This is a genomic window from Nocardioides sp. zg-1308 (assembly GCF_013155375.1).
Taxonomy (GTDB): Bacteria; Actinomycetota; Actinomycetes; order Propionibacteriales; family Nocardioidaceae; genus Nocardioides; species Nocardioides renjunii.
In genome coordinates this window covers 219,659-236,118 of record NZ_JABJQY010000005.1, presented here as the reverse complement: position 1 = coordinate 236,118, position 16,460 = coordinate 219,659, and the positions used below count along the sequence as shown (strand labels likewise).

Below are 16,460 nucleotides of genomic sequence, written 5' to 3'. Positions count from 1 at the left end.
GGTCAGGCGTCCGCGGCCTCGAGCTCGGCGAGGACGTCGGCGGGGACGTCGACGTTGGTGAAGACGTCCTGGACGTCGTCGAGGTCCTCGAGCGCGTCGACCAGGTGCATCACCTTGCCGGCACCAGCGGCGTCGACAGGGATCTCCATGCTGGGCACGAACTCGACGTCGGCGGAGTCGTAGTCGATGCCGGCGTCCTGGAGGGCGGTGCGGACGGCGACGACGTCGGTGGCCTCGCTCTGCACCTGGAAGACGTCGTCGAGGTCGCTGACCTCCTCGGCGCCCGCGTCGAGGGTGGCCTCGAGGACGTCGTCCTCCGAGACCTCACGCACCGAGCCGTCGTGGTCCTGCGACTTCGGCACGACCACGATGCCCTTGCGGGTGAACAGGCGCGAGACGGACCCGGGGTCGGCCATCGTGCCGCCGTTGCGGGTCACCGCGGTGCGGACCTCCATGGCGGCACGATTGGTGTTGTCGGTGAGGCACTCGACCAGGATCGCGACGCCCTGCGGGCCGTAGACCTCGTAGGAGATGGTCTTGTAGTCGACACCACCCGACTCGGCACCCGAGCCGCGCTTGAGCGCGGAGTCGATGTTCTTGTTGGGGACCGAGTTCTTCTTCGCCTTCTGGATCGCGTCGTAGAGCGTCGGGTTGCCGGCGGGGTCGCCCCCGCCCTGCTTCGCCGCGACCTCAATGTTCTTGATCAGCTTGGCGAACAGCTTGCCGCGCTTGGCGTCGATCGCGGCCTTCTTGTGCTTGGTCGTTGCCCACTTGGAGTGGCCTGACATCGGAACCTCTGTCTTCTCGTCGTTCGGGTGTACGTCGTCAGGCCGAGCGCACCAGGTCCACGAACATGCCGTGGACGCGGTCGTCGCTGCCGACCTCCGGGTGGAACGAGGTCGCCATCAGGGGGCCTTGACGGACCGCGACGATCCTACCCGCGGCGGGACCGTCCTCGACCCGAGCCAGCACCTCGACGTCGTCGTCGACGGCATCGACCCACGGGGCGCGGATGAAGACCGCCCGCACCGGGTCGGCCAGCCCGTCCACGTGCAGGTCCTCCTCGAACGAGTCGACCTGGCGACCGAAGGCGTTGCGGCGCACGGTGATGTGGAGGCCGCCGATGGTCTCCTGGCCGGCCGCGCCGTCCTCGATCCGGTCGGCGAGCATGATCATCCCGGCGCAGGTGCCGAAGGCGGGCAGGCCTCCGCGTACGGCCTCGCGCAGCGGCTCGAGGAGGTCGAAGAGGGTCGCCAGCTTGATCATCGTGGTGGACTCCCCGCCCGGGATGACGAGTCCGTCGCACGCGGCGAGCTCGGCGGGACGGCGTACGGACACGGGCTCGGCACCCAGCGAGCGCAGCGCCGTGAGGTGCTCGCGGACGTCGCCCTGCAGGGCCAGCACGCCGATGGTGGGACTCACGGACGCCGATCCTAGGACCGCGCCCCGCCCGTAGGCTCGGCGGCATGAGGCTCCCCCGACCCCCGGCCGTCCTGCTGGCGCTCCTGCTGACGGCGGGCAGCGCGTCCACGGCAGCGTCGGCCGTCCCGGCGCCGGCGGCCGCACGTGACCGGGCCGCCTCCGTCGAGGGCTGGCCGGTGGGCACGCCCGCGGCTCTCGGCCTGCGGGGTGGCGCCCTCGAGCGGGGAGCCGCACGGGCGCGGCGACTCGGCTCGACCTGCTTCGCGGTGCTGCGGGACGGCAGGCTGGCGCGCGACTGGAACTGGCAGCTCGACCGCGAGGTGCCGCGCGAGGTCTTCTCGATCACCAAGTCCGTCACCAGCACCCTCGTCGGCATCGCGGTCCGCGACGGCGACCTGCGCTTCGACGACCCCGTGTCCACCTACGTCCCGCAGTGGCGCGGCACGCCGTCCGCGACGGTCACGGTGCGCCACCTGCTCTCCAACGACAGCGGCCGCTTCTGGTCGCTCGAGTCCGACTACGTCGACCTCGTGGGCGCGCGCGACCGGACGCGCTACGCCGTCGGCCTCCCGCAGCAGCACGCCCCGGGCACCGCGTGGGCCTACAACAACGCGGCCATCCAGGTCCTCGAGCAGGTCCTCCGGCGCGCGACCGGCACGCCGGTGGCGACGTACGCCCGCGCGCGCCTGTTCGAGCCGCTCGGCATGACCCGGTCCCGCTTCACCACCGACCCGGCCGGCAACGCCGCGGTGTTCTACGGCGTCCAGACCACGTGCCTCGACGTCGCCCGACTCGGGCGGCTCTTCCTCGGGAAGGGCGAGGTGGACGGCCGGCGGCTCGTCGACAGGTCCTTCGTCGCGCAGGCCGTCGGGCGTCCGTCCACGGTCCACAACGCCGCCTACGGCTACCTGTGGTGGCTGAACCGACCGGGTCGGCTGCGCGGTGCGACCGACGCCGTCGACGCGCAGGGCCAGCCGGTGCGGCCGGTCACCGGGCAGCTCGCGCCCTCCGCCCCGCAGCGCGTGTACGCCGCCCTCGGGCTCGGCGGACAGGTGCTGCTCGTCGACCCGACGTCCCGCACGATCGTCGTGCGGCTCGGAGCTCCCGCCCAGCCCGGCGAGGTGGCCTACGGCTTCGTCGACGCCGCGCGCGTGCTCGTGCAGGCAGTGCGCAGGTAGCGCACGCGCCCCACGGTCACCAGCCGCGCTCGGCCAGGCGGTGCGGCTGCGGGATCTCGTCGACGTTGATGCCGACCATCGCCTCGCCCAGGCCGCGCGAGACCTTGGCGACCACGTCGGGGTCGTCGTGGAAGGTCGTGGCCTTGACGATCGCCTCGGCGCGCTCGGCCGGGTTGCCGGACTTGAAGATGCCCGAGCCGACGAAGACGCCCTCGGCGCCGAGCTGCATCATCATCGCGGCGTCGGCGGGGGTGGCGATGCCGCCGGCGGTGAAGAGCACGACCGGGAGCTTGCCCGCGGCCGCGACCTCCTTGACCAGCTCGTAGGGGGCCTGCAGCTCCTTGGCGGCGACGTAGAGCTCGTCCTCGGCCATGCCGTGCAGGCGGCGCAGCTCGCCGCCGATCGTGCGCATGTGCATGACGGCGTTGGAGACGTCGCCGGTGCCGGCCTCGCCCTTGGAGCGGATCATCGCCGCGCCCTCGGTGATGCGGCGGAGTGCCTCGCCGAGGTTGGTCGCACCGCACACGAAGGGCACGGTGAACTGCCACTTGTCGATGTGGTTGGCGTAGTCGGCCGGGGTCAGCACCTCGGACTCGTCGACGTAGTCGACGCCGAGGGACTGCAGCACCTGGGCCTCGGCGAAGTGGCCGATGCGGGCCTTGGCCATGACCGGGATCGAGACCGCCTCGATGATCGAGTCGATCATGTCGGGGTCGCTCATCCGCGACACGCCGCCCTGGGCGCGGATGTCGGCCGGCACGCGCTCGAGCGCCATCACCGCGACGGCGCCGGCGTCCTCGGCGATCCTCGCCTGCTCGGCGGTGACGACGTCCATGATCACGCCGCCCTTGAGCATCTCGGCCATGCCGCGCTTGACGCGGCTGGTGCCGTGCTCGATGGGGGTCTCGGGCGACGTCTGGGGGGTCTGCTCAGCCATGGCTGGATCGTAGTCCGGGCTCATCCGAAAGGACGTATCGGGACCGGGGCGGCCGGGGGCTGTCCGAGGGGGCCGTCCGGGGCGCCGTCAGGCGCTGGACGCGGCGCGCCGGAGCGCCTGCCGGCGGACCACCCAGATCCGCTGCCCGACCGTCACCGTGGCGGCGACCGCGAGGGCCCACAGGGCGACGTGGAGCAGCATCCACAGGTCGAGGACGTCGGCGAAGAACGCCGGCACGAGCATCCCGACGAGGCGGTCGGGACGCTCGGCGATCCCGACCTTGGCGTCGTAGCCGAGGTGGTCGGCCTTCGCGCGGGCGTACGACGTCACGGCGCCCATGACCAGGATGACGAGGCACAGCGAGAGGTAGAGGCGGCTCTCGGCCTGCCAGGCGAAGTAGAGCGCCAGGCCGCCGAAGAGGGCGCCGTCGGCCACCCGGTCGAGCGTGGAGTCGAGGAACGCGCCGAAGTCGTCCTTGCGGCCGGTCTTGCGGGCCATCGCCCCGTCGACGAGGTCGCTGAAGACGAAGGCGGTGATGAAGAGGACGCCCTCCCAGACCATGCCGCGGGGGAAGAAGAAGAGGGCCCCGAAGCTCACCCCGAGCGTGCCGACGAGCGTCACCGCGTCGGGGCTGATGCCCAGACGGATGAAGAGGTTGATGAAGGGGGCGAGGACGACGCCCTGCCAGAACTGCTTGAACCTGTCGAGCACGGCCGCAGGCTACCGTCCGCGGTCACGCAGGGCGCGCGCGGAAGGCGAAGGCCATGTAGGAGAGGTCGCCGATGACCCGGGCGACCACGCGGGAGGTGCGCGGGTAGCGGGCGTTGCCCATGGCGACGACCGGGAAGAACTCGTCCACGACGTAGCCGGTCGACCCGAGCAGGTCCTGGGCGCTGGACCGCGTGAAGAAGCGCAGGTGGGTGCGGTCGAGCAGGCCCGAGTCGACGTAGTCGAAGCGACCGCGGACCGCGAGGTCGACGAGGAAGGGCAGGTGTCGCACGTTGGGCAGCTCGCCCACGATCACGCCGCCGGGGGCCAGGCGCTCCCGCGTCACCCGCAGCGCCTGCCACGGGTCGACCATGTGCTCGAGGACGTGGTTGAAGCTGACGCAGTCGAAGGAGCCCGGCACCTGCGCCAGCGCGTCGGGGTAGAAGCCGTGCGCCACGCCGGTCAGCCGTCCCGCGGCCGTGCGGGCGTCGAGGTCGTGCGGCTCGATCCCCCAGACCTCGCGGCCGGCACGGCGGGCCATCAGGCCCGCGCCGAAGGTGCCGTCGTTGCACCCCACGTCCAGCACCCGCGCGGCCGTCGGCGGGACGAGGTCCGCGACGTGCGAGCGGGTCTCGGACCAGTAAGGCGAGTCGACGCCCTCGAAGGCGCGGGTCACGTCGCGCGGCGCCTCCGGACGGCTCGGTCGGTCAGTCATGCGCCGACCCTAGTGCTCAGGCGGGCCCGAGGAGGGCGGCTCGGACGTCGGCGACCGCGGCCGGCGCGCCGCTGATCGTCCAGTCCACCCCCGCGGCGCGTACGACGACCGAGTCCCCGCCCGCGCCCCGGATGATCGCCGCGCCGGGCAGCCGGTCCCAGTCGGCGACGGTGTGCTGGAACAGGACGTCCCACTGGCCCGAGGCGATCGCGATGGCGTCCATCGTCCCCGACCCCAGCATCCGCAGCGTGCCGACCTCGCCGAGCGCGCGGGCGAAGGCCTCGCCCACCTCGCTGCCGAAGAAGGGCGGGTGCAGGTAGGTCGTCGCGCAGCGGGCCTCGCGCGGCGTGACGGGGAGCGGCGCCAGCGGGGACCCGTCGCAGGTGCTCGGCAGGTCGGGGCCGCCGACCCACGTGCGCAGCGACCCCGGGTGGTGGACGGCGCCGAGCAGGACGTCGTCCTCGCCGTGCAGGGCGATCGCGCTGCACCACCAGTCGCTCCCACGCGAGAAGTTGAAGGTGCCGTCGACCGGGTCGATGATCCAGGTGCGGCCCGACGTGCCGGGGCGCGAGGCACCCTCCTCCCCCACGATCGCGTCGTCGGGGCGCTCGGCGGCGAGCCGTTCGACGATCAGCCGCTCGGCGGCCGTGTCGGCCTGCGTGACGATGTCGGAGCCGCTGGTCTTGCGGGACACGTCGAGGCCGGCGACGCGGGTGCGGGCGGCCAGGCTGCCCGCCTGCCGGACCAGGTCCACGGCGAGGGCGGCGTCGTCGGCGAGGCTCAGGTCTGTCACGGCCGCCACGTTAGTGCGCAGGCGTACTGTGGCTGCACGGAGCCACCCAGGCTCTCGACAAGGGAGCCCCGATGAGCGACAAGTCGCCACGGCAAGGCATGTCCAAGAAGTCCGGCAAGTCCATCAAGGAGAAGCGCGCCGACAAGCACGCGAAGGCGGCCGGCAAGCAGGACGGGGCTGCCGACGGGTTCCTCCCCAAGAAGAAGTGAGCCTCCTCAGCCTCGGGGTCATCGGCACGTCGGCGAAGGAGAACGAGCACCGGCTGCCGCTGCACCCCGAGCACCTGTCGCGCCTCGGTCCCGAGGTGGCGCGGCGGACGACCCTCGAGCACGGCTACGCCGCCCGCTTCGGGATCAGCGACGAGGACCTGGCGCCGCACGTGGCCGGGTTCGCCTCCCGCGAGGAGATCCTGGACGGCTGCGACGTCGTGGTGCTGCCCAAGCCGCAGCACGCCGACCTGGCCGCCATGCACGCCGGCCAGGTCCTCTGGGGGTGGCCGCACTGCGTGCAGGACCGGGCCATGACGCAGCTGGCGATCGACCGGGAGCTGACCCTCGTCGCCTTCGAGGCGATGAACCACTGGACCTCCGACGGCCACGTCGGCCTCCACGTCTTCCACAAGAACAACGAGCTCGCCGGCTACTGCTCGGTCCTCCACGCGATGGAGCTCGTCGGCATCACCGGCGACTACGGGCGCCGGCTGAGCGCGGTCGTGATCGGCTTCGGCGCCACCGCCCGGGGCGCGGTGACGGCGCTCAAGGCGCACGGCGTCGGGGACGTCGCCGTCCTCACCACGCGCGGGGTGGCCGCGGTCGGCTCACCGATCCACTCGGTGCGGATCCGGCAGTTCGAGCACGACCCGGAGGACCCGGGTGCGAGCCTGGTGATCACCGACGCCGGCCGCGTGCCGCTGGCGTCGTACCTCGCCGAGAACGACATCGTCGTCAACTGCACGCTGCAGGACACCGCCGCGCCGTTGACCTACCTGCGCCTCGAGGACCTGGCCCACTTCCGCCGGGGCAGCCTGGTCGTCGACGTGTCGTGCGACGAGGGCATGGGCTTCTCGTGGGCGGTGCCGACGACGTTCGACGACCCGATGTTCACCGTCGGCGACCGGGTCCACTACTACGCGGTCGACCACAGCCCCTCCTACCTGTGGAGCTCCGCCACGTGGGAGAACAGCGAGGCGTTGCTGCCGTTCGTGCCGACGGTGCTCGGCGGACCCGACGCGTGGGACGCCAACGAGACCGTCAGCCGCGCCATCGAGATCCGTGACGGGCGCATCTGCAACCCGGCGATCCTCGAGTTCCAGGGCCGCGCGCCGGAGCATCCCTACCGGGTGGCCTGAGCCTCGTCCCACGCGTCCGCGACGAGCCGCCGCGTGTCCTCGAGGAGCTGGGGAAGCATCTTGGTGCCGCCCACGACGGTGATGAAGTTGGCGTCGCCCGTCCAGCGCGGCACGACGTGCTGGTGCAGGTGCTCCGACAGCGAGCCGCCCGCCGAGCGGCCGAGGTTGAGCCCGACGTTGAACGAGTGCGGCCGGCTGACGGCCCGGATGGCCCGCAGCGCCTGCTGGGTCATGGTCATCAGCTCGCCGGCCTCCTCCTCGGTGAGGTCGGTGAGGTCCGCGACGTGGCGGTAGGGCAGCACCATGAGGTGGCCCGGGTTGTAGGGGTGCAGGTTGAGCACGACGTACGTCGACCGCCCGCGCGCCACCACGAGGGACGTCTCGTCGGGGTGGTCGGGGATCGCGCAGAACGGGCAGCCGTCGTCGTCGACCGCGGTGCGGACGTAGGCCATCCGGTGCGGCGTCCAGATCCGCTCCAGCCCGTCGGCGCTCGCCTCGCCCGTGCCACCAGTCATGCGGCGATCCTAGGGTGGAGCCATGACCACGATCCGACCGGCCGTGGCCGCCGACATGGCCGCGGTCGCCGACCTGTGGCACGAGGGCTGGCACGACGGCCACGCCGGCCGGGTGCCCGACGGCCTGACGGCGGCGCGCACCCTCGCCGCCTTCCACGAGCGCACGCCCCCGCGCGTGGCCGACACGACCGTCGCGCTCGACGAGGCCAGTGGCCTGCTCGGCTTCGTGATGGTCGTCGATGACGAGGTGGAGCAGGTCTTCGTCGGCCGGGCGGCGCGCGGCAGCGGCCTGGCCGAGCAGCTGCTGGCCGAGGCCGAGCGGCAGGTGGCGCGGGCCGGCCACGGCGAGGCCTGGCTCGCCGTCGTCGTCGGCAACGCCAGGGCGCGACGGTTCTACGAGCGGTGCGGCTGGCACGACGCCGGCGACCTGCCGTACGAGGTGACGGCGGCCGGGCAGACGTTCGTCTCGCCGTGCCGGCGCTACGTGAAGAAGGTCTGAGGCGGAGCGCCGCGACGCCGACCGAACGGGGGGTGTGATCGAGCGCGGCGAGCGGTAGTGCCGGACAGGTCGCTCACCGGTCGGCGCCCGAACCGATGAGCAGCGCGGTGATCGTGGCCTCCAGCCAGCGCTCGATCCGGGGGCGGTCGTAGCCCAGCTCCTCGACGAGCAGGGCGACCGGGTGCCACCCGATCAGCGCCCAGACGGTGTCCGTGGCGGTGTCGGTGTCCAGTCCTGGACGCAGTTGCGACGTCTGCTCGAAGGCCTCGACCACGCGTCGGACGTCCGAGCGTCGTCGGGCCTGGTAGTCGCGCCACAGTGCTGCGACCTCGCCGTCGACCGCGGCAGCCTGCTCGAACGCGCGGTAGAGCGGGTAGAGGCGCAGCAGCAGAGCAGCGCCGAACCGGCCCACCAGGCGGGCTCGCTCGGTCGTGGAGTCTGCCTGCACGACGTCGGCGAACTCCTCGCCCTCGACCAGGGGCGCCGCGCGGTCGTCACCGGCGATGACATGGTCCAGGGCCAGGGACAACAGGTCGGCCTTGCCTCCGAGCGCGTAGACGGACCGAGCCGAGACCGAGGCTCGGGTGGCGATGGCACCGACCGTCGTGGCCCCGTAGCCCTGCGCGGCGAACAGCTCGGCCGCCGCTTCGACGATGGCTGCACGAGTGATCGTGGCCTGCTCGGCGCGGCGAGGGGCGTCGTACTTGCGCGTCATCCCTTGACCCTCCCAGTTGATTGCAGTTATGGTGCATTCAATTCATTGCTAGTGTAACGAATGAGGTTCCCGCCATGAGCCTGCTGGTCATCATCCCGGCCGTCGTGCTGGCCGCCGCCATGCTCGCATCGGCGTGCCGCAAGGCCGCGCGAGCCCCGACCTCGCAGCACATGCGAGACGTGCTGCGGATCCCGCCGCCGATCTGGGCGTTGGTGGGGGTCGCGGAGGCCGCGGCCGCGTGCGGCCTCGCGCTCGGGATCGCCGTACCGCCGCTCGGCACGGCGGCGGCCACCGGCGTGGCGTGCCTCATGACCGGAGCGGTGGGCGCACATCTCCGGGTCGGCCTCGCCGGGCGCCACCTCGTCCCCCCGGCGGTCCTGGCTGTCACCGCCCTCGCCACCGCCGCCGGCTTCGCCGGCTCCTGACCCACGACGCACAGAAATGGAAGAGACATGACCTATCCCGTCATCCAGAACCCCGTCACCAAGGAACGGGGGATCGTACGGCGGACCCCGAGCGACGAGCACCCGGGACTGATCGCCGACCTGTACGCAGCGCCCGGCGCCGCGGTCGTGGGCGAGCACACCCACCCGCACAGCACCGAGTCGTTCACCGTGGTCCGCGGCGAGCTGCGCATGACACTGGACGGAGCGGAGCGGGCGGTCGAGCCCGGTCGCCGCGTGGTCATCCCGCCCGGCACGGCCCACGACTGGTGGAACGCCGGCACCGAGACCGCCTACGTCATCCTGGAGGTCGACCCGGGGGCCCGGTTCGAGGCCATGATCCGCAACCTCTTCGGCCTTGCTTCCGACGGCAGGACGGACGACACCGGGCGGCCCTCCCTGCTGCAGTCGGCCCTGTTGGCACGCGAGTTCGACGACGTCATCCGGTTCACCTCACCGCCGCGGGCGATCCAGAGGCCGCTCTTCGCCGCACTCGCGCCTCTCGCGCGACGCACCGGCCTGCGCGGCTGCTATCCGCACTACCTGGGCGACACCGGCGAGACAGTCGACGAGATCGAGGCGCTGCCACCCGAGGTCGCCGCTCTCGTGCCCGGACTCTGACATGAACGGACCACAGCGCACGGTCGAGCCACGGCAGACCCGGACCACAGACGGCACGAGCACCTCCATGCCCACGACTCCAGCGACCGGCACGCGCTCTGCGGGGGCCCTCCGCCTCGTGGGCGCACTCGGCACGGGCGCCGGCCTCGTCGGGGCAGTCCATGCCGCGCTGCTGGCCACGTGGCCGCCGGCAGTCGACGAGGGCAGCTACAGCCACCCCTTCGACGCCGGCGGGTTCGCCGTGTCCCAGGCCGTCCTGACTGCACGCGACCTCGTGCTGGCCGCCCTCCTCGCGGCGCTGCTCCGGACCGCGGTCGGCCGCACCCGGGTCGCCCGGGTGGGCCTGGTCAGCAGTGCCGTCTCGATGCTGGTCCTCGCCTGCCTCGAGGTGGCGTCGGTCGCCATGGGCGGCTCCGCCGACCTGGGAGCGTGGTACGGCCTGGCCTCCTTCGGTGTCGGACTGGGCCTGGTGGTGGCCGGGACGTCCGCAGCGCGGACACCGCTGGACTCTCCGTGGCTCCGCTTCCTGCCTCTGGCCATCGGTGTCTACGTCTTCGCGGTCCTGACGCCCGGCATCCTCGCCGGCTTCGCGGCCGGCCAGGTCGTGATCAGCGGGTGGATGGTGCTCTTCGCCCGCTTGGGCTGGGAGCTCGCTCGTGGTCGGGTCGGGCCTCGCCGGTCGAGCCGCGGTCGCGAGGCGACACGATGAGGACGGTCGCCACCGGAGGTCTGCTGGGCCTGGCCTGGGCCGCGAGTCTCCGTGGCTGGATGGTCGACCTCGCCGGCGACGACTCCAGCGTCACCTGGACCGGCACCTTCCTGTGCCTCCTCTTGCCTGCAGCCGTTGTCGGCTGCTTGCTGGGGCGGGCCCTCGACCTGCAGCGGTCGGGCAGGCAACCACGGTGGCTCACGGCGGCGCCGCTCCTCCTGCCGCTCGGTCCGCTGGCGATCCCTGGGGCGGTCGGGCACCTGTTCAGGACCGGCGAGGGCAGCGCCTCCATGATCATGGTGCTGCTGGCGATGCTCGGCGGACACTCACTCTCTGGACGCGGTCGGGCATGGGTGAGGATCCTGACGGGCATCGCCGGGTTCGCGTTGGTGCCCGTGCTGCTGAGCACGGCTCGCACTCCGCAGGAGGCGTGGGCGGCCACCCTGTTCGCCAGCCTGTACGTGCTGCTTGCCCTCGCCTGTGCCGTGCCGATGCGCGTGGCTCGGCAGTCCCCGGACGTACGGCACCAACCTCCAGCGGTCGTGCCGCGCGGTTCGGCTCACCTGCACAGTGGTCAGGGCGCGCACGTGCCGTGACCGATCGGTCGGCGTCTACTGGCCACCGATCGCGGCGATCTCGACCTCGTCGGTCGGGCAGACCCACACCGCGCTTCCTCGGACCAGGGTCGCTTCAAGCGGGTGGTTCGCAGGGTGTCGTGGGCACGGGGGCCAATTCGTGCGCCCGGCCGTCCACAGCTCACCCTCGATGGCCCACTCCTGGACCCCGTCGGCCGCCTGCACGACGCGTTCGGGGAGTGGGGCCGATCGGCGGACGGACACGCTCGAGCCGGTGCCGTCGGACGACCACATCATCGTCGCCGCGTACTCGTCGTCACTCATCCAGTCCGTGCTGTCGAAGACGGGCGCGACGTGACCCGCGCGAGCCAGGTCGCGCAGCACCGGCTCGAGGGCTTCGCGCAGAACGTCGTCCATGCCACGCATCATCGTCGATCGGCCGTCCGGCCCCGCCGCTGCTCGCGCGGGCATGGCTGTGGCCCCGCCGTGGTCAGGTCGGCGGGGTGTGGGGCGGGGTCAAGGTCGCGCGGGCGGGTCGGGGTCCCCGATGCGGGTGGTGCCATCACGGTCGCGGCGGTAGCGGTGGCCGTGGGGGCTGGTCCACTCGTAGACCCCCGGTCCGATGACCTCGTAGCGCCATCCGGTGTGGGTCTTGAGTCGGTGGTGCCAGCGGCACTCCGCAGCCAGGTTCGAGGTCACTGTTGGCCCCGGCTGTGGTCGGCCCTCGGTGTGGGCGTTGTGGTCGAAGGGGACGACGTGGTCGATGTCGCAGGCTCGTGCTGGTCGGGTGCACCACGGGAACACACACGTGCGGTCACGCAGGATGACCTGTTCACGGATCCGGTCGGGGATGTCGTAGCCCGGTGCCGTGAGCTCGGTGGAGAGGTTGATGACCGGCTTGATGGTGACCTTCGTGCGCGAGTCGCCGCACCAGCCGCGTATCTGCTCCAGCAGCACGAGCCGCTGGCCCTCCTCCATCCGCCCGGTGGCACCGAACACGGTCTCCAGCCCGTCGTGCCCGTCGAGGCTGGTGTCGAAGTGGGCGTGCAGCACCACCTCCCGGGCAACCGGCAGCCCGTCCTCGCTCCTGGTGGCACTCGAGCCCTGGGCGTGGAGGTCGAGGGCGGTCTGGGTGCGGGCGAGGTCGCCGAGCGCAGCGGACCGTCGGGCGTCGAGCGGAGCTTGTGAGCCGAGGGCTTTCAGCGTCTCTGCTCCGTGGGCAAGAGCCCGGTCCAGGTCGAGGGCGTCGGCGATGTCGAGCTCGGCCTCGAACCGCATCGTCCCGGCGTAGTGCACGTCCTGGTCGTGCACCGTCGCGTGGCGCGGGTCGACCGACAGGTAGCCGTCCTCCGGATCACTCGTGGGGTCGTGGGCGTCGAGGGCGTCGAGGTGGTGGCGCTTGATCGTCTCCGCGACCAACCGGTCCAGCTGCGCGGGACCGACCCGGCCCGCGACGGCGCCGACCTGGGCGTCGACCCACCGGGCAGCCTCGATAGTGAGCGACGGGGTCGAGTGGATGGTGGCTTCCGCGACGGTGCGGGCCCGCCAGGCCGGCACCTGCCCGGCGTGTACCTGTGCCCACAGCCGCGGGAGGCGGTGCCGCAGCTCGAGGGCGTGCCCGATGAGCCGCTTCGCCGAGGTCGACGAGATGCCGAGGACGGTGCCGAGCTCGGCGATGCAGAACTCTGCCACCGCCGGACAACCCGGACCGGCGATGGGCTCCTCGTGCTCGACGCCGTAACGACCGCCGTCGGTGAAGACCGCGGCGGTGTGGATCGACTCCGGCGGGTGCAGGTCCGCCCACCGGGCGGCGAGGTCGAGCTGGTCGGCCGCGGCCCGGTCCTCGGCCGCCTTGCGGTCGCGGAGCGCTCGCAGCAGCTCGGAGGCGGAGAGGTCCTCGACCTTTGCTCCGGGCGCCGCTGCCAACGTCTCGATCATGTGTTCGATTCTACGGCGGACCACCGACATCGGACAGTGCTTGAGCAAGCCGATGGAGGGGTCTCGATACGCCTCGTTCCCCGGCTACTCGACCACCGAGGAGGACCATGCCCTCGCTCGGCCACTCGACCACCGAGGTCCCTACACCCAGGCCTTCGCCAACCGCTCCACGATCTCGGTCAGCCGCTCGGGCGAGGTCGCGAAGTTGAGGCGGACCTGTCCAGTGCTCCCGGGGGCGTAGGAGGCGCCGTCGCTCACCATCACCCTCCCCCGCTCGAGCGCGACGGCCGCGGCGTCGTCGTGGCCGTAGGCGGAGGCGTCGAGCCAGGCGAGGTACGTCGCCTCGACCGGGCGCATCCGGACCTCGGGCAGGTGGCTGGCGAGCAGCTCGCCGAGGAGGGTCCGCTGCTGGTCGAGGCGCTCGATGAGCGAGGCGAGCCAGCCGTCGCCGTGGTCGTACGCCGCGCGGGCCGCCGTGGCGCCGAGGGGTGACCAGGAGTCGTTGCGCGACATCGGCTGGTCGGCGAGCCGCTGCCGCGCGGCCGGGTCGGGCACCACGAGCTGGGCGCAGCGCAGGCCGGCGGTGTTGAAGGCCTTCGACGCCGCGACCACCGCGACGGCGTGGTCGTGGGTGCCCTCGACGGAGAGGTAGGGGACGTGCTCGGCCCCCGGCAGCGCCAGTGGTGCGTGGATCTCGTCGCTCACGACCCGTGCCCCGCGGCGTACGACGACGTCGCGGACGCCCTCGAGCTCGGCCCGGGTGAAGGCCCGGCCCCACGGGTTGTGCGGCTGGGTGAGGAGCAGCGTCTGCGCTCCCCCGGCCAGCAGCCGGTCGAGGGCGTCGAGGTCGATCTCGGCGCGGTCGGCCGAGGCCGGCACCTCGAGCAGGTGCTCGGCGCGACCGGTGACGCCGGCCAGCCCGTGCTGGGCGTTGTAGCCGGGGGTCGGGAACACCACGCCGCCCGGACCGCTGAGCACGTCGATCGCCAGCCGCACCCCGGCGGTCACGTCGACCACGGGCTGCACGGCCTCCGGCTCGGGCGCCCAGCCGAAGTGCCGCGCGGACCAGGCGGCGTAGGACTCGGCGAGCTGCGGGTCCTCCATGACGGGGTAGCCGGTGATGCCGTCGGCCACCATCCGCTGGACGGACTCGAGCACCACCGGGTCGACGGCGTAGTCCATCTCCGCGACCCACGCCGCGAGCACGCCCTCCGGCACGCCCCACTTCAGCGGCAGCCGGTGCCGCGCCTCCGCCTCGGTGAGGTCGACGATCGGGCGCCGGTCCGTCGCCATGACCGGCTCAGACCTGCTCGCGGCTCGCCACGGCGGCCGCCACCCGCTCGATCGCCTCGGCGAGGGGTACGCCGTTGTCCTGGCGGCCGTCGCGGTAGCGGAACGACACGGCACCCTTCTCGACGTCGTCGTCGCCGGCGATCAGCATGAACGGCACCTTGGCGAGCTGCGCGTTGCGGATCTTCTTCTGCATCCGGTCGTCGGAGTCGTCGACCTCGACCCGCAGCCCCTGCGCCTTCATCTGCCGCGCGATGTCGAAGAGGTAGTCGTGGTGGCGCTCGGCGACGGGGATGCCCTGGACCTGCACGGGTGCCAGCCAGGGCGGGAACGCGCCGGCGTAGTGCTCGACCAGCACGCCGATGAACCGCTCGATCGAGCCGAACTTCGCGGAGTGGATCATCACCGGCTGCTGACGGGTGCCGTCGGCGGCGACGTACTCGAGGTTGAACCGGTCGACCGCCGGCTGGTTGAAGTCGTACTGGATGGTCGACATCTGCCAGGTGCGCCCGATCGCGTCCTTGGCCTGCACCGAGATCTTGGGCCCGTAGAACGCGGCGCCACCCGGGTCCGGCACGAGGTCCACGCCGAACTTGCGGGCGGCGGTCTCCAGCACCTCGGTCGCGGTCGCCCACTGGTCGTCGGAACCGATGAACTTGTCGGGCTTGGAGTCGTCGCGGGTGGACAGCTCGAAGTAGTAGTCGTCGAGGCCGAAGTCGCGCAGCAGCCCGGTGACGAAGGTCAGCAGGTGCTCGACCTCGGCCGGTGCCTGCTCCGGGGTGACGTAGGAGTGCGAGTCGTCCTGGGTCATCGCGCGGACGCGGGTCAGGCCGTGCACGACGCCGGACTTCTCGTAGCGATAGACCGAGCCGAACTCGAAGAACCGCAGCGGCAGCTCGCGGTAGGAGCGCTGCCGGGAGCGGTAGATGAGGTTGTGCATCGGGCAGTTCATCGCCTTGAGGCGATACTCGGCGTGCTCCATCTCCATCGGCGGGAACATGGTGTCGGCGTAGTAGGGCAGGTGGCCCGAGGTGTGGAACAGGCCGTCCTTGCTGATGTGCGGGGTGCCGACGTAGTCGAAGCCCTCCTCCAGGTGCCGGCGGCGGACGTAGTCCTCCATCTCCCGCTTGATGACGCCACCCCTGGGGTGGAACACCGCCATGCCGGAGCCGATCTCGTCCGGGAACGAGTAGAGGTCGAGCTCGCGGCCGAGCTTGCGGTGGTCGCGGCGCTCGGCCTCCTCGATGCGGTGGAGGTGCTCCTCGAGCGCCTCCTTGGTCTCCCAGGCGGTGCCGTAGATGCGCTGCAGCTGCTTGTTCTTCTCGTCGCCGCGCCAGTAGGCCGCCGCGCTGCGCATCAGCTTGAACGCGGGGATCCGCTTGGTGGTCGGCAGGTGCGGGCCGCGGCACAGGTCGGACCACTTGACCTCGCCGCTGCGGCCGAGGTTGTCGTAGATGGTCAGCTCGCCGGCGCCGACCTCGACGGAGGCGCCTTCGGGGTCAGCCGTGCGCGCGCCGCCCTTGAGCCCGATGAGCTCGATCTTGTAGGGCTCGTCCTTGAGCTCGTCGAGGGCGTCGGCGTCGGTGGTGACCCGGCGCTCGAAGCGCTGGTTCTCCTTGATGATCTTGCGCATCGCGGACTCGATCTTCACCAGGTCCTCGGGCACGAACGGGGTCTCGACGTCGAAGTCGTAGTAGAAGCCGTTCTCCACCGGCGGCCCGATGCCGAGCTTCGCCTCGGGGAAGAGCTGCTGCACCGCCTGCGCCATCACGTGGGCGGTCGAGTGCCGCAGGATGTCGCGCCCGTCGGGCGAGTCGATCGCCACGGACTCCACCTCGTCGCCGTCGGCGAGCTCGTGGGCCAGGTCCCTGAGCGCGCCGCCGATGCGGGCCGCGACGACGTCGGACTCGTCGCGGAAGAGCTCCCACGCCTTGGTGCCCGTCGTGACAGCGGTCTCCGCACGCTGACCGGCGTGGATGCGGACGACCTTGATGTCGGACACGGGGGCTCCTTCGGGGGGCGGTGCGAGGGGGGAGGGATGTCCCGGCGATGCT

General features: G+C 72.0%; 20 protein-coding genes. 8 read left to right on the top strand and 12 right to left on the bottom strand.

Going from position 1 to position 16,460, the window contains the following annotated elements:
• Positions 1–2 precede the first annotated feature (2 nt).
• Together HN031_RS19730 and pdxT are read right to left on the bottom strand one after the other, a co-directional pair.
• Positions 3–788, bottom strand: coding sequence for a YebC/PmpR family DNA-binding transcriptional regulator (locus tag HN031_RS19730; RefSeq protein ID WP_172274454.1), 786 nt, complete (start codon positions 786–788; stop codon positions 3–5).
• Between the two features lie 37 nt (positions 789–825).
• A complete protein-coding gene (gene pdxT, locus HN031_RS19725) occupies positions 826–1,422 on the bottom strand; it encodes a pyridoxal 5'-phosphate synthase glutaminase subunit PdxT (RefSeq protein ID WP_322919426.1) in 597 nt (198 codons plus the stop codon).
• Between the two features lie 44 nt (positions 1,423–1,466).
• On the opposite strand from pdxT, the gene HN031_RS19720 reads away from it, so the two are divergent.
• Complete coding sequence (locus HN031_RS19720) at positions 1,467–2,600, top strand: serine hydrolase (RefSeq protein ID WP_172274451.1); 1,134 nt, start codon at positions 1,467–1,469, stop codon at positions 2,598–2,600.
• A 16-nt stretch (positions 2,601–2,616) separates the two neighbouring features.
• On the opposite strand, the gene pdxS is transcribed toward HN031_RS19720, so the two are convergent.
• From pdxS to HN031_RS19700, 4 genes are all read right to left on the bottom strand, one after another.
• Positions 2,617–3,537: a pyridoxal 5'-phosphate synthase lyase subunit PdxS gene (pdxS, locus tag HN031_RS19715; protein WP_172274448.1), complete on the bottom strand. Its 921-nt coding sequence runs from the start codon at positions 3,535–3,537 to the stop codon at positions 2,617–2,619.
• 87 nt (positions 3,538–3,624) lie between these two features.
• The gene (gene pgsA / locus HN031_RS19710) at positions 3,625–4,248 is read right to left on the bottom strand and encodes a phosphatidylinositol phosphate synthase (protein WP_172274445.1); all 624 of its coding nucleotides are present in this window, start codon (positions 4,246–4,248) and stop codon (positions 3,625–3,627) included.
• Between the two features lie 22 nt (positions 4,249–4,270).
• Entirely contained in the window at positions 4,271–4,960 is a 690-nt protein-coding gene (locus HN031_RS19705) for a bifunctional 2-polyprenyl-6-hydroxyphenol methylase/3-demethylubiquinol 3-O-methyltransferase UbiG (RefSeq protein ID WP_172274442.1), read from the bottom strand.
• Between the two features lie 16 nt (positions 4,961–4,976).
• Positions 4,977–5,753, bottom strand: a complete 777-nt coding sequence (locus HN031_RS19700; RefSeq protein WP_367650826.1) for an inositol monophosphatase — start codon at positions 5,751–5,753, stop codon at positions 4,977–4,979.
• A gap of 71 nt (positions 5,754–5,824) precedes the next feature.
• Here HN031_RS19700 and HN031_RS21745 point away from each other — a divergent pair, with 71 nt between their 5' ends.
• Together HN031_RS21745 and HN031_RS22430 are read left to right on the top strand one after the other, a co-directional pair.
• A complete protein-coding gene (locus HN031_RS21745) occupies positions 5,825–5,962 on the top strand; it encodes a hypothetical protein (RefSeq protein ID WP_172274439.1) in 138 nt (45 codons plus the stop codon).
• The gene (locus HN031_RS22430) at positions 5,959–7,101 is read left to right on the top strand and encodes an alanine dehydrogenase (protein WP_172274436.1); all 1,143 of its coding nucleotides are present in this window, start codon (positions 5,959–5,961) and stop codon (positions 7,099–7,101) included. Before HN031_RS21745 ends, HN031_RS22430 begins: the two co-directional genes overlap by 4 nt.
• Here HN031_RS22430 and HN031_RS19685 read toward each other — a convergent pair.
• Positions 7,086–7,616 carry an HIT domain-containing protein gene (locus tag HN031_RS19685; protein ID WP_172274433.1) on the bottom strand — a complete coding sequence of 177 codons (531 nt, stop codon included), beginning with the start codon at positions 7,614–7,616 and terminating at the stop codon, positions 7,086–7,088. The two genes, HN031_RS22430 and HN031_RS19685, sit on opposite strands and share 16 nt — an antisense overlap.
• Before the next feature lie 22 nt (positions 7,617–7,638).
• Between HN031_RS19685 and HN031_RS19680 the strand changes: the two genes are divergently transcribed.
• On the top strand, positions 7,639–8,115 hold the full coding sequence (locus HN031_RS19680) for an N-acetyltransferase (RefSeq protein ID WP_172274430.1): 477 nt from the start codon (positions 7,639–7,641) through the stop codon (positions 8,113–8,115).
• Between the two features lie 73 nt (positions 8,116–8,188).
• Here the strand turns inward: HN031_RS19680 and HN031_RS19675 are convergent, their stop codons facing one another.
• The gene (locus HN031_RS19675) at positions 8,189–8,830 is read right to left on the bottom strand and encodes a TetR/AcrR family transcriptional regulator (protein ID WP_172274427.1); all 642 of its coding nucleotides are present in this window, start codon (positions 8,828–8,830) and stop codon (positions 8,189–8,191) included.
• Between the two features lie 74 nt (positions 8,831–8,904).
• On the opposite strand from HN031_RS19675, the gene HN031_RS19670 reads away from it, so the two are divergent.
• The 4 genes from HN031_RS19670 (at position 8,905) to HN031_RS19655 (ending at position 11,199) form a co-directional block, all read left to right on the top strand.
• A complete protein-coding gene (locus HN031_RS19670) occupies positions 8,905–9,255 on the top strand; it encodes a DoxX family protein (protein WP_172274424.1) in 351 nt (116 codons plus the stop codon).
• A gap of 27 nt (positions 9,256–9,282) precedes the next feature.
• Positions 9,283–9,894 (top strand): cupin domain-containing protein, encoded by a 612-nt coding sequence (locus HN031_RS19665; protein ID WP_172274421.1) that lies wholly within the window; start codon positions 9,283–9,285, stop codon positions 9,892–9,894.
• Between the two features lie 67 nt (positions 9,895–9,961).
• Positions 9,962–10,603 carry a hypothetical protein gene (locus HN031_RS19660; RefSeq protein ID WP_172274418.1) on the top strand — a complete coding sequence of 214 codons (642 nt, stop codon included), beginning with the start codon at positions 9,962–9,964 and terminating at the stop codon, positions 10,601–10,603.
• 59 nt (positions 10,604–10,662) lie between these two features.
• On the top strand, positions 10,663–11,199 hold the full coding sequence (locus HN031_RS19655) for a hypothetical protein (protein WP_172274415.1): 537 nt from the start codon (positions 10,663–10,665) through the stop codon (positions 11,197–11,199).
• Between the two features lie 15 nt (positions 11,200–11,214).
• Here the strand turns inward: HN031_RS19655 and HN031_RS19650 are convergent, their stop codons facing one another.
• From HN031_RS19650 to thrS, 4 genes are all read right to left on the bottom strand, one after another.
• A complete protein-coding gene (locus tag HN031_RS19650; protein ID WP_172274412.1) occupies positions 11,215–11,595 on the bottom strand; it encodes a hypothetical protein in 381 nt (126 codons plus the stop codon).
• Positions 11,596–11,694: 99 nt separating this feature from the next.
• Positions 11,695–13,116 carry an HNH endonuclease signature motif containing protein gene (locus HN031_RS19645; RefSeq protein WP_172274409.1) on the bottom strand — a complete coding sequence of 474 codons (1,422 nt, stop codon included), beginning with the start codon at positions 13,114–13,116 and terminating at the stop codon, positions 11,695–11,697.
• A 141-nt stretch (positions 13,117–13,257) separates the two neighbouring features.
• Complete coding sequence (locus tag HN031_RS19640) at positions 13,258–14,409, bottom strand: MalY/PatB family protein (RefSeq protein ID WP_172274406.1); 1,152 nt, start codon at positions 14,407–14,409, stop codon at positions 13,258–13,260.
• Positions 14,410–14,416: 7 nt separating this feature from the next.
• The gene (gene thrS, locus HN031_RS19635) at positions 14,417–16,408 is read right to left on the bottom strand and encodes a threonine--tRNA ligase (protein WP_172274403.1); all 1,992 of its coding nucleotides are present in this window, start codon (positions 16,406–16,408) and stop codon (positions 14,417–14,419) included.
• Positions 16,409–16,460 lie beyond the last annotated feature (52 nt).